The following is a 12,068-nucleotide window of genomic DNA, read 5'->3' as shown; positions in this document are numbered from 1 at the left end:
GTTCCTTATGTGAGGCCAGCCAGCATGCACGCTGGGGGTTGATCACACAACGCGCCGCTGCCAGTGCGCGTAGAACGCGAGGGCCGCGACGTTCTTGTCCTTGGCTTCGAGCATGATGTCGAAGCGGTCGAGAAACTGCAGCGCGTAATCGTTGGTCCAGCGGTTCCACATTTGCGCGCTGTGGGCGTAGAGGTCGCGCTTGGACACCACCTGCAACAGCGCGTCCATTTCCAGCTTGTGCTCGGCGTCGAACCCCAGCTCCTGAAGGCTCTCCTGGGGTTGGGAGTAGTGCATGGTCGGGCGAACGCCGCGCCAGCTTTCGATCACACGGGCGACCCGTTCCGAGTGGGGGTCGATGTAGTCGTTTTCATTGATCCAGCAGTGGTGGATGTCCAGCACCACTGGCGCCAGGTCCGCGACTTGCAGGCAGTGGTCCAGGCCGTAGGTCTTCTCGTCGTTCTCGAAGGTAATGCAGTTGCGCGCCACTTCCGACAGGCGCGCCCACACCGCGCGGGTACCCGCCACGCCAAGGCGACCGGCGATATGCACGTTGCACTTGAGGTCCTGGAAGCGTCGGCCGTAGCCCATCATGCGGATCATGTCGGCGTGGTATTCGAATTCGGCCAGGCTGTTTTCCACCACGCCAGGGTTCTCCGAACCCAGCACACAGTACTGGCCGGGGTGGAACGACAGGCGGATATCCGCAGCGCGCGCCAAGTCACCGATCGCGGCAAACCCCTCGACCAACTGATGCTCGATGGCCGGGTCCTTGTACACCGCGGCGATTTTCGGGTGGCTGTAGAACGGCAACAGATCGCTGCTCAGGCGCAGCATGCGCAAGGTCGGCGGCAATTCGGCGACATACGCCAACAGGCGCAATTGGGCCGCCAGGTTGTGGGTGACCACCTCCACCAATTTGTCGCGGGCCACTTGGGGCGTGACACTGTCCATCCAGCGCAACGTGGTGGTGCGCGGGTTGAAGGGGCCTTCGATCAGCTTCAAGGCGCTGGCCGACAGCAGGCGTTCGGGGTGCTTGTACTGGCACGCGAAGCCGATTCGAGGGTGGGTCATGGAGAGGCCTGGAGGTGAACAATCGTGGGAATTATAAGAGCTTAGGTGGGTAACACCGCCAGGGGTTCACTCTGGAAAATAAGTTGAATCCTGGTTTTCGCAGGCAGTCACCTATAAGGACAACAGCGAGACGACAACGCAACGGAGGTGGCTATGAACCTTGCAATGACACTCTTCAGCCTGTTTGCCGGATGGATGGCGATTGTGTTTTCGATGATGTGGGGCGTACTGCGGGTAGTACGCTGGCACCATGATTAGCACGCCGGATGGGCGCTACTTTGTGGTCAAGGGCCAACTCTGGCGCTGCACCAACCCGGCGCTGGACGAAGACACCCGCCAGCGCCTGGTCAATGCATTGATGGACGCGCGCCGTGCCGTCAAGGCGGCCAAGGCCTCGGGTGACCCGCAACAACTGAGGGTGGCGCGGCACCAGGTGCACGGTGCCAAGGTCGACCTTGGCGAACGCGGCCCCGTCTGGTGGAGCGATGGCAGCCCGGACTTCAATCGCTGTCAGGTTGCCAATACGCCTTATGCCGAATGGTTTGAAAAACATCTGGACATGAAACCCCAGTGAACTTTCCCGCGAACGCCACGCTCCTTTCCTATGCGAAGTCATTGCGCCCTGAATCCAGGAGCGCTGAACGATAAGGAGCCGCCCCCCATGACTACCCTCCCCGCCTACTACGCAACACGGCCAGGCCCGCTGCATGCACTCTTGCTGGCTGGCAGCGTACCGTTGTTTCTGGGTGCCCTGCTCAGCGACGTTGCCTACGGCCAGACCTACCAGATTCAATGGGCCAACTTCGCTTCCTGGTTGATTGCCGGCGCCTTGGTGTTCAGTGGGTTCGCGCTGTTGTTCGCGCTGGTCAACCTGCTTCGTGCGCGGCGCAAATCCGGGCGACCGGCCGCTTACTTCCTGTTGCTGCTGGCGGCCTGGGTACTGGGTTTGATCAATGCTTTCCAGCATGCCAAGGATGCATACGCCATGATGCCCGCCGGCCTGGTGCTGTCGGTGATCGTTACGCTGCTGGCACTGGTGGCTGCGTGGATCGGCCTGTCTGACCTGCGTTCGGGAGATGCCAAATGAAAACGTCCAGCACCCTGACCCTGTTGAGCGCCGCCCTGTTGCTGACCGCCTGCGGTGGCGAAGGCGACAAGACCCAGGCCCGCGGCCCTGACCCCAAACTGCCGGAGCAGCAAAGCAGCCTGCTGCCGAGCATGAAGATTGCCGAACCAGTGCCGTGGGGCGAGCAAAAACCCAAGGTTCCGGAAGGCTACAGCGTGACCGCCATCGCCACCGACCTGGCCATACCGCGCCAGACCCTGGTGCTGCCCAACGGCGACATCCTCGTCGCTGAAGGCCGTGGCGGCAGTGCGGCCAAGCTCAAGCCCAAGGACGTGATCGCCAGCCTGATCAAGGCCGAAGGCAACACCAAGGTCAAGGGTGGCAACCGCCTGACCTTGCTGCGTGACGCCGATGGCGACGGCACCTACGAACTCAAGACGGTGTTTGCCGACAACCTCAACGCGCCGTACGGCCTGGCGTTTGCCAACGGCAAGCTCTACGTGGCCAATCAGGATGCGCTGGTGAGCTTCGACTACGCCGACGGCCAGACCAAGGCCAGCGGCCCGCCGAGCAAAGTCACCGACCTGCCGGCGCAAATCAACCATCACTGGACCAAATCCCTGGCCGTAAGCGCTGATGGCAGTCAGCTTTACGTGGGTATCGGCTCCAACAGCAACGTTACCGAACGTGGCATGGAAGTGGAGATCGACCGCGCAATGGTCTGGCAGATCGACGCCGCCACTGGCGCGCACAAGCCTTATGCAACAGGCCTGCGCAACCCGACGGCACTGACGATCCAGCCGGACACCGGGCAACTCTGGACCGTGGTCAACGAACGCGACGAACTGGGCCCGGACCTGGTACCGGACTACCTCACCTCGGTGCGTGAAGGTGCTTTCTATGGCTGGCCCTACAGCTATTGGGGCCAGAACGTCGACCCGCGTGCACAGCCGCAGAACCCGGCCAAGGTCGCCGCCGCGATCAAGCCGGATTACAGCCTGGGCTCCCACGTGGCGGCCCTCGGCGTGGACTTTTCCATCCCGCAAATGGGCGAGAAGTTTGCCGATGGCGTGTTTGTCGGCGAGCACGGCAGTTGGAACCGTGACAACCCGGTGGGCTACAAGGTGATCTTCGTGCCCTTCAGCAATGGCAAGCCGTCCGGTGAGCCCATCGACTTCGCCACCGGCTTTCGCGGTGACGATGGCAAGACCCGTGGGCGCCCCGTGGGGGTGACGGTGGACCCCAAAGGCGCACTGATCATTGCTGATGACCTGGCCAATACCGTCTGGCGGGTGACGCGCAACCGCTAAGCAAACTGTTTGACATGGTTGCCTGAAGCAACAATATAATTGCTTCAGGCAACCATTCGAGCATTCCAGCATGTCCACCCCCCTGCTTGTCGAACGCGCCGGCATCGTGCGCGGCTTCAATCGCTTCTACACCCACCAGATCGGCGTGCTGCAGGAACACCTGCTGCAGAGCGACTATTCGCTCACCGAAATCCGCGTGATGTACGAATTGTCTACCCGTGGCGACCTCACCAGCGCCGACCTGTGCCAAATGCTCAGCCTCGACGCGGGTTACCTGAGCCGATTGACCAGCGGTTTCGAAAAGAAGGGCCTGATCCAGAAAGTCCGCTCCGCCACCGACGCCCGCGCGGTGCAGTTGCACCTCACCGACCACGGCCGCGACGTGCTGGCACCTCTGGAGCAGCAAACCCAGAACGAAGTCATCACCCTGCTCGACAGCCTGCCCGAACCCCAGCAACGCCAGCTCACCGAAGCCATGAAGCGCATCCAGGCCCTGCTGCAAGGCACGGCGCCCAGCTATCTGCTACGCGATCCCCAACCCGGCGAAATGGGCGTGGTGGTGCAACAACAGACCGCGTTGTATGCCCGTGAATATGGTTGGAACTGGGAGTTCGAAGCATTAGTAGCGGAGACGGTTGCCAAGTACCTGAGGGCGTTTGATCCAACCTGCGAGCGTTGCTGGATCGCGGAAAAGGACGGCGAAGTGGTGGGTTCGGTGTTCGTTATCCGCCACGGCGAAACCACAGCCCAACTGCGCATGCTTTACGTGGACGCCAGTGCGCGCGGCATGGGCATCGGCCAACGGCTGGTGGATGAGTGTGTGCGCTTTGCCCGGCAGGTCGGCTACCAACGCATGCAACTGTGGACGGTGGACATCCTCGGCGATGCACGCAAGCTGTATCAGAAGGCTGGGTTCGTGTTGGTCGAGGAAGAAACGATAGACAGCTTCGGCAAATCCCTGGTCAGCCAGACCTGGGCGCTCACGCTTTAAAGTGGTCCCGCGCCGTTGCGGCGCGGGACATAAGACCTTACAGGTCAGTGATTTCCTTGTGACGCGGCACCAGCGTCTTCATCACGCTCCAGGCCACCAGGTAGGCCAGTGCGCAGATGGCGAACATGATCATGTAGCCGGTGTGAATGTCGCCGACGGACTTGTAGTAGTCGAACACCCAACCGCCGATCTTGGTCATGACCACGCCACCCAGGCCGCCGGCCATGCCGCCGATACCGACCACCGAGGCCACGGTTTTCTGCGGGAACATGTCCGACACCGTGGTGAAGATGTTGCATGACCACGCCTGGTGCGCCGAGGCACCCACGCCAATCAGCAATACCGGCACCCAGAAGCTGATATAGCCCAATGGCTGCGCCAGCAACACCACCAGCGGGAACAGCGCGATCACCAACATGGCTTTCATACGGCCATCGTAGGGCGCATCGCCGCGTGCCATGAAGTAGCTCGGGAACCAGCCGCCGCCGATACTGCCGACCATGGTCATGCTGTACAGCACCGCCAGCGGCATCACGATATCGGCGCCTTTCATGCCGTATTGCGCCGACAGATAGGTGGGCAGCCAGAACAGGAAGAACCACCACACACCGTCGGTCATGAACTTACCGAAGGCAAAGGCCCAGGTCTGGCGATAGGTGAGCAACTTGAACCACGAGACTTTCTTCTGCACCGCGCCCGCCGCTGCCGGGGTGAAGGGCTCCACGGTCTGGTCGCTGCGGATGTACGCCAGTTCGGCGGGCGACAGGCGTTTTTGCTCATCGGGCTTCTTGTAGAGCGCAATCCACACCGCGACCCACACAAAACCCAACGCACCAATCACGATAAACGCCGCTTCCCAGCCCCAGAGCCCCGCGATCAACGGCACGCAGATCGGTGCCAGGATCGCGCCCACGTTGGCGCCGGAGTTGAAGATACCCGTGGCCAAGGAGCGTTCTTTCTTGGGGAAGTACTCGGCGGTGGCCTTGATCGCAATCGGGAAATTACCCGCCTCGCCAATCGCCAATACCGCGCGGGATAGCATGAAGCCGGCAATCGACACCGGGATCACCGCCAGGCCTATCGCCCCGCTGATGGCGGCGATGCCCTCGCCCATCGGCACCGAGAACGCATGCATGACGGCGCCCGTGGACCAGATACCAATCGCCACCACATAAGCCGCCTTGGTGCCGATCTTGTCAACAAAGCGCCCGGCGAACAGCATGGAGATCGCGTAGACAAACTGGAACACCGCCGCGATATTGGCGTAATCGGTGTTACTCCAGCCAAATTGCGTGGACAACTGAGGGGCCAAGAGACTGAGCACCTGGCGGTCGAGATAGTTGACGGTAGTCGCGAAGAACAGCATCGCGCAGATGGTCCAGCGATAGTTGCCTACAGCTTGGCCAACGCGGTGAGCGTTGATGGGCTCGTTCAAGTTCATGGCATCACTTTTTATTTTTGTTAGGTAGGACACATGTAACGTCATATGTCGTCGTACAACTGCGACTTTTATATCGGGACGCCTGAACGCTGTCAATCTGAAAGATTGCCGTTTATCGAGGTATTGCTCGGGTATGTGAAATGTCAGGCAAAAGCAGTTGTAGGATGACGAACGCGTAGTACCAGGCTGGGTGCCTGGCCCGGCACATCATCGAGGGTACCGAAAGGCTGCATGCCGATCTTTTCCAGCACGCGGATGGATGCCGCGTGATCCGGCCGTACCAACCCGAACACTTCGGGCAAGCCAAGTGTTTCGAAGGCCAGCTTCAATGCATCACGGCCCAACTCGGTGGCGTAGCCCTGCCCCCAGGCTTGCACCGCAAACCGATAACCCAGGTTGATGCGTCTTTCGGTCAGGTAGTCCATCGGCGCGATTCCACCAAAGCCGATGATGTGATCCGGCGCTTCGACGCGTGCAATCGCCCACCAGCCGTAGCCTTGGGTAGCCCACTGTTTGAGCCAGTGATCGAGCAGGCGTTGTGCAACCTCCAGGCTGGCCATGGGGCCGGCGGGGTTGAACCGGTTGGTCTGCGGATCGCCGTAGATCGCGAACAATCGCTGCACGTCACCGGGTTGTGGGCGACGGTAGGTCAGGCGCGAGGCAGCAGCGGGCATTCGGTTTTCTCCTGGGTAAACCTGTGAAGTTCAATGCATGTGCAAAAAAACGCAAAAAGTGGTGAATTATTTCATGTCCGCTTGTATCTGAACTGACAGAGCGGTGCCATCGCAACGATGGCACCTCCCCTGTTCTGCTTTAGAGTGTCCCGCATGAAATTACGTAAGAAAAGCGTCAAGCCCATCGGATTGAAAGACATCACCATCGTCGACGACACCAAAGTGCGCAAGGCGATCACCGCCGCCGCACTGGGTAATGCCATGGAATGGTTCGACTTTGGCGTCTACGGTTTCGTCGCCTATGTGCTCGGCAAGGTGTTCTTCCCCGACGCCTCGCCCAGCGTACAAATGATCGCTGCACTCGGCACGTTCTCGGTGCCGTTCCTGATCCGTCCCCTGGGTGGCCTGTTCTTCGGCGCCCTAGGCGATAAATACGGACGGCAAAAGGTCCTCGCCGCGACCATCGTGATCATGTCCCTGAGCACCTTTGCCATCGGCCTGATCCCCTCCTACGCCTCCATCGGTATCTGGGCGCCGATTTTGCTGTTGCTGTGCAAAATGGCCCAGGGTTTCTCGGTGGGTGGTGAATACACCGGCGCGTCGATCTTCGTCGCCGAGTATGCCCCGGACCGCAAGCGTGGCTTTCTCGGCAGTTGGCTGGACTTCGGATCCATCGCCGGTTTCGTGCTGGGCGCGGGCGTTGTCGTGTTGATCTCAAGCATATTGGGCGAAGCTGACTTTGAGTCATGGGGCTGGCGCCTGCCGTTCTTCCTTGCCCTGCCCCTGGGCATTATCGGCCTGTACCTGCGTCATGCGCTGGAAGAGACCCCAGCCTTCCAGCAACACATGGACAAAATGGAGCAAGGCGACCGCGAAGGCCTGACCCACGGCCCCAAAGTCTCGTTCAAGGAAGTCGCGACCAAGCACTGGCGCAGCCTGCTGACCTGCATCGGCATCGTGGCGGCGACCAACGTGACCTACTACATGTTGCTCACCTACATGCCGAGCTACCTGTCGCACAACCTGCACTACAAAGAAAACAGCGGCGTGCTGATCATCATCGCGATCATGGTCGGCATGCTGTTCGTGCAGCCGTTCATTGGTTTCATCAGTGACAAGATCGGCCGCAAGCCCTTCATCATCGCCGGCAGTATCGGCCTGTTGTTCCTGTCCATCCCGGCGTTTATGTTGATCACCAGCGGTAAGATCGGCCTGATCTTCGCGGGCTTGCTGATCCTCGCCGTGATCCTCAACTTCTTCATCGGCGTGATGGCCTCGACGCTGCCCGCAATGTTCCCGACTCACCTGCGCTACAGCGCGTTGGCCAGTGCGTTCAACGTGTCGGTGCTGATTGCTGGCGTGACCCCTACCGCCGTAGCCTGGTTGGTGGAAAGCACCAACGATCTGTACATGCCCGCCTACTACCTGATGGTGTTTGCCGTGGTCGGCCTGGTCACCGGCCTGACCATGAAGGAAACTGCCAACAAGCCACTGCGTGGCGCAGCGCCGGCCGCTTCGGACATGGAAGAAGCCAAGGAACTGCTGCAGGAGCATCACGACAATATCGAGCAGAAGATCGAAGACATCGATGCCGAGATTGCCGAATTGGAAGCCAAGCGCAAGAATCTCGTCGAGCAGCATCCGCGCATCAACTAACGCCTGAAAGCGCGGGGTGGCCCAGGCCACCCCGCTACTGGAGTGTCCTCATGGTTCCAAGCGTCACCGCCTCACAGTCCTTGCTCAGCGCCGATGAACGCGCTGCCATCGCCGAAATAGAAGCTACCACCAGCATCCTGCAACTGGTCACCCGCCTGACGGGGATGCGCTTTGCCGGCATCGCCAAATTCACCGACCTGGAATGGGTAGTCTGCTCGGTGCACGACACCGTGGACATGGGCATCCATGTCGACGACGTGCTCGATCTGGAAACCACCTTGTGCAGCGAATTCTGCATCAACCCGCAAACCCTGTTCATCCCGCAGATCAGCCAGAACGGCCGCTTCGCCACCCGCCCGGTGGTCAAGCAATTCGCCATTGAGAGCTATGCCGGCGCGCCGATCTTCTTGCCCGATGGCCGCCTGTTTGGCGCTCTGTGTGCGCTGGACTCTCGGGCGATGCTATTCGAGGACCCCAACCTGCCGGAAACCCTGAGCCTGTTTGCGCGGCTGATTGGGTGCATATTCTTTGCTAATTTGACGTCCGATCATTGACCTCGGTCCTGCCACGCAGCGCCGTGATATCACGTTTGGGTGGCACCCCAAACAACCGGCCGTATTCGCGACTGAACTGAGAGGGGCTTTCATAGCCCACCTTGAAAGCCGCGCTGGACACGTCCTGATGCTCGTTCAACATCAAGCGCCGCGCCTCGTTAAGGCGCAGCCACTTCTGATACTGCAACGGGCTCATCGCCGTCAGTTGGCGAAAGTGGTGGTGAAACGTCGCTGCGCTCATTTGCACGCGCGCGGCCAACTCCTCCACGCGCAATGCCGTGGTGTAGTTGAGCTTCAGCCAATCGATGGCCTTGGCAATCCGATACCCCTGGCCGTCGACGGAGCAGATCTGGCGCAATCGGTTCGCCTGGTCGCTTTTCAGTAGCCGGTAATGGATTTCGCGCTGAATCAAAGGCGCTAGCACCGGGATGGCTTCAGGCTCGTCGAGCAGCGCCACCAGGCGCGCAAACGATGCCAGCATGCCCTCGGTCACCGTGCCAATACCCACGCCCTTCAACACTGCCCGCTCCCGCGTTGGCGGTAGCTCACTCTGGGCGATCAGCTCGGCCAATATGCGCAAGTCCAGCTTGAAAGTGAGCCCCAGGCACGGTTGCTCTGGGCTGGCCGCCAGCACTTCGGAGTTGGCGGGAATGTCCAGGGAGGTCACCAGGAAGCGTGACGTGTCATACGGGTAGCCCTCGCCACCGACCCACAACTGCTTTTCACCCTGGGCGACCAGCACGATGCACGGTTCCACCATGCACACGACGGGTGTTGCAGGCTGATCACGGTGATAAAAACCCAGGCCCGGAATCGGCATGGGGTAGTCACCGGGCGCGTGCACGCGCGAGCCGATGGCCTGGATCAGCGCATTCAAGGATGTTTGATGAGTGGTCATTACAGGCTCTTTCCTCTCTTCTTCGGACTTTACCCCGTCGCGCCCATGGCCGTCCCCGGCAAACTACAAGACTCAGAGGATCAGGCAAGTATCCCAGTCAAACGCACTACAGAACCCTGCTCTCACTCGGGAAAATGCGCGGACCAACCTTCTCGAGGAACCCCCGATGAAAAGCCTCTTGCTCACCCTGAGTTTGCTGGTGACCTCAATGTCGACACTGGGAGCCGATATGTCCAATGGTGCTAACAACTTCTACCAAAGCGAGCGGGTGACCGTCGAAAAAGTCACCTTCAACAATCAATATGGCATGACGGTCGCAGGCAACATGTTTGTGCCCAAGCACCTTGCCCCCTCTTCAAAAAATGCGGCAATCATCGTGGGCCACCCGATGGGCGCCGTCAAAGAACAGAGCGCGAATCTGTATGCCACCAAAATGGCCGAGCAGGGCTTTGTCACCCTTTCCTTGGACTTGTCGTTCTGGGGCGCAAGCGCTGGCGAGCCGCGCAATGCCGTGTTGCCCGATCTTTACAGTGAAGCGTTCAGCGCCGCCGTGGATTACCTCGGCACCCGCCCGATGGTCGACCGCGAGCGCATCGGCGTGATTGGCATCTGCGGCAGCGGCAGCTTTGCCATCGCAGCGGCAAAGATCGACCCGCGCCTCAAAGCCATCGCTACGGTGAGTATGTACGACATGGGCGCAGCCAACCGTAACGGCCTCAAACGCGGCGTGACCTTGGCGCAGCGCCAGCAAGTACTGCTGCAAGCCGCCAACCAGCGTTATGTGGAGTTCCAGGGTGGCAACACCGTCTACACCGGCGGCACGCCTCAGGCCCTGACCGGCGATGCAGTGGGCGATGAGTTCTACGACTTCTATCGCACGCCGCGTGGTGCGTTCACCCCGGCGGGTGCCTCGCCGCAAAACACCACACGGCCGACGATGACCAGCAACGTTAAGTTCATAAATTTCTACCCGCTCAACGACATCGAGACGCTTTCCCCACGACCACTGCTGTTGATTGCCGGTGCCAATGCCCATTCACTTGAGTTCAGCGAGGACGCCTACCAGCGTGCTGCCGAGCCCAAGGAACTGGTGATCATCCCGGATGCCGGCCATGTGGACCTGTACGACCGAGTCGGCCTGATCCCGTTCGACAAGCTGACCAGCTTTTTCAGGAGCAACTTGAAGTGATCTCCGACACCCCGAAAAACTGGGGCGCTGTGCTCGCGATGTCCCTGGCCGCCTTTGCCCTGGTGGCGTCCGAGTTCATGCCCGTAAGCCTGCTCACGCCCCTGGCGGCCGACTTGCAGATTACCGAGGGGCAAGCCGGCCAGGGCATTTCGGTGTCTGGTCTGTTTGCGTTGCTTACCAGCCTGCTGATCGCAGGCGTAGCGGCGCGAGTCGAGCGCAAGCGCCTCTTGCTGGCCTTGACCGTGCTGATGATCGTTTCTGGCACTGTGGTGGCGCTGGCACCGAATTACCCGGTGTTCATGCTTGGCCGTGCGTTAATCGGCGTGGCCATCGGCGGCTTTTGGTCATTGTCGGCCGCCACGGCCATGCGCCTGGTGCCTGAGCCCCAGGTGCCGCGTGCGCTGGCGATCGTCAATGGTGGCAACGCTTTGGCGACGGTGATCGCCGCGCCATTGGGCAGTTTTGTCGGCGGCTTGATCGGCTGGCGCGGGGCGTTCTTTTGCGTCGTCCCCGTCGCGACGTTGGCAGCGGCCTGGTTGATGATCAGCCTGCCTTCAATCAAGGCTCAAGGCGTCGCCAAAAACACCAGCCTGCTGCACTTGATGAAACGCACGCCGGTGGCCTTGGGCATGCTGGCGGTGAGTGTGTTTTTCATGGGCCAGTTTATGTTGTTCACCTACCTGCGGCCGTTTCTGGAGGCCGTCACCCAGGTAAGTGCGTCCGGACTGCCGTTGATCTTGCTGGTGCTGGGATTGGCTGGTTTTGCGGGGACGTTGGTGATTGAGCGCTTCCTGAAAAAAAGCCTGTTTCTGACGCTGGGCATTATTCCGCTGGTGATGGCCGGGATTGCGCTGGCGCTGGTCGTGTTTGGCAGTTCCACAGTGATAACCACGCTATTACTGGGGCTCTGGGGCCTGGTCGCCACCGCCGCCCCCGTGGGTTGGTGGACCTGGCTGTCAAAAACCCTGCCCGACGACGCCGAGACAGGGGGTGGCTTGATGGTGGCGATCATCCAACTGGCGATCGCTTCCGGCGCTATCGTGGGCGGCCTGATGTTCGACCTGAGCGGGTATCAGGCGACATTCGAGTTGAGTGCTGCGGTGCTGAGCGTCGCGGCCCTATTGACGTGGTTGGCAACGCGCGCCAGCAGCCACCCTCCCCGGCGGTCTAATTGTTTTGCCAGAGCTGCCGATAACAAGGGACACCCCTGACCAGCAG

12 protein-coding genes are annotated in these 12,068 nt (G+C 60.5%); 8 read left to right on the top strand and 4 right to left on the bottom strand.

Annotation, left to right across the window (positions count from 1 at the left end; translation table 11 throughout):
* Window positions 1–42: 42 nt before the first annotated feature.
* Entirely contained in the window at window positions 43–1,071 is a 1,029-nt protein-coding gene (locus tag KHP07_RS07350; RefSeq protein WP_028616341.1) for a UV damage endonuclease UvsE, read from the bottom strand.
* Window positions 1,072–1,321: 250 nt separating this feature from the next.
* Between KHP07_RS07350 and KHP07_RS07345 the strand changes: the two genes are divergently transcribed.
* The 4 genes from KHP07_RS07345 to KHP07_RS07330 all read left to right on the top strand — a co-directional run bounded on the left by KHP07_RS07345 (window position 1,322) and on the right by KHP07_RS07330 (window position 4,438).
* Window positions 1,322–1,645, top strand: a complete 324-nt coding sequence (locus KHP07_RS07345) for a hypothetical protein (RefSeq protein WP_214496897.1) — start codon at window positions 1,322–1,324, stop codon at window positions 1,643–1,645.
* 87 nt (window positions 1,646–1,732) lie between these two features.
* A complete protein-coding gene (locus KHP07_RS07340; RefSeq protein ID WP_214496896.1) occupies window positions 1,733–2,158 on the top strand; it encodes a DUF2231 domain-containing protein in 426 nt (141 codons plus the stop codon).
* Complete coding sequence (locus tag KHP07_RS07335) at window positions 2,155–3,447, top strand: PQQ-dependent sugar dehydrogenase (RefSeq protein ID WP_214496895.1); 1,293 nt, start codon at window positions 2,155–2,157, stop codon at window positions 3,445–3,447. The genes KHP07_RS07340 and KHP07_RS07335 overlap by 4 nt, the downstream gene beginning before the upstream one ends.
* A gap of 70 nt (window positions 3,448–3,517) precedes the next feature.
* Complete coding sequence (locus tag KHP07_RS07330) at window positions 3,518–4,438, top strand: bifunctional helix-turn-helix transcriptional regulator/GNAT family N-acetyltransferase (protein WP_214496894.1); 921 nt, start codon at window positions 3,518–3,520, stop codon at window positions 4,436–4,438.
* Window positions 4,439–4,475: 37 nt separating this feature from the next.
* Here the strand turns inward: KHP07_RS07330 and KHP07_RS07325 are convergent, their stop codons facing one another.
* Entirely contained in the window at window positions 4,476–5,879 is a 1,404-nt protein-coding gene (locus KHP07_RS07325; protein WP_078048680.1) for an MFS transporter, read from the bottom strand.
* Window positions 5,880–6,022: 143 nt separating this feature from the next.
* Entirely contained in the window at window positions 6,023–6,553 is a 531-nt protein-coding gene (locus KHP07_RS07320; RefSeq protein WP_214496893.1) for a GNAT family N-acetyltransferase, read from the bottom strand.
* A 153-nt stretch (window positions 6,554–6,706) separates the two neighbouring features.
* On the opposite strand from KHP07_RS07320, the gene proP reads away from it, so the two are divergent.
* Both proP and KHP07_RS07310 read left to right on the top strand, forming a co-directional pair.
* Complete coding sequence (proP, locus tag KHP07_RS07315; RefSeq protein WP_078048683.1) at window positions 6,707–8,209, top strand: glycine betaine/L-proline transporter ProP; 1,503 nt, start codon at window positions 6,707–6,709, stop codon at window positions 8,207–8,209.
* Between the two features lie 50 nt (window positions 8,210–8,259).
* Window positions 8,260–8,763 carry a GAF domain-containing protein gene (locus KHP07_RS07310; RefSeq protein ID WP_214496892.1) on the top strand — a complete coding sequence of 168 codons (504 nt, stop codon included), beginning with the start codon at window positions 8,260–8,262 and terminating at the stop codon, window positions 8,761–8,763.
* Here KHP07_RS07310 and KHP07_RS07305 read toward each other — a convergent pair.
* Window positions 8,741–9,661 carry an AraC family transcriptional regulator gene (locus KHP07_RS07305; RefSeq protein WP_078048685.1) on the bottom strand — a complete coding sequence of 307 codons (921 nt, stop codon included), beginning with the start codon at window positions 9,659–9,661 and terminating at the stop codon, window positions 8,741–8,743. The two genes, KHP07_RS07310 and KHP07_RS07305, sit on opposite strands and share 23 nt — an antisense overlap.
* Before the next feature lie 166 nt (window positions 9,662–9,827).
* On the opposite strand from KHP07_RS07305, the gene KHP07_RS07300 reads away from it, so the two are divergent.
* Entirely contained in the window at window positions 9,828–10,850 is a 1,023-nt protein-coding gene (locus KHP07_RS07300) for an alpha/beta hydrolase (RefSeq protein WP_214496891.1), read from the top strand.
* 38 nt (window positions 10,851–10,888) lie between these two features.
* On the top strand, window positions 10,889–12,061 hold the full coding sequence (locus KHP07_RS07295) for an MFS transporter (RefSeq protein WP_099492282.1): 1,173 nt from the start codon (window positions 10,889–10,891) through the stop codon (window positions 12,059–12,061).
* Window positions 12,062–12,068: the final 7 nt, after the last annotated feature.

The sequence above is a fragment of the Pseudomonas sp. VS40 genome (genome assembly GCF_018587885.1).
Taxonomy (GTDB): Bacteria; Pseudomonadota; Gammaproteobacteria; order Pseudomonadales; family Pseudomonadaceae; genus Aquipseudomonas; species Aquipseudomonas pergaminensis.
This window is presented reverse-complemented; position numbering and strand designations above follow the sequence as displayed.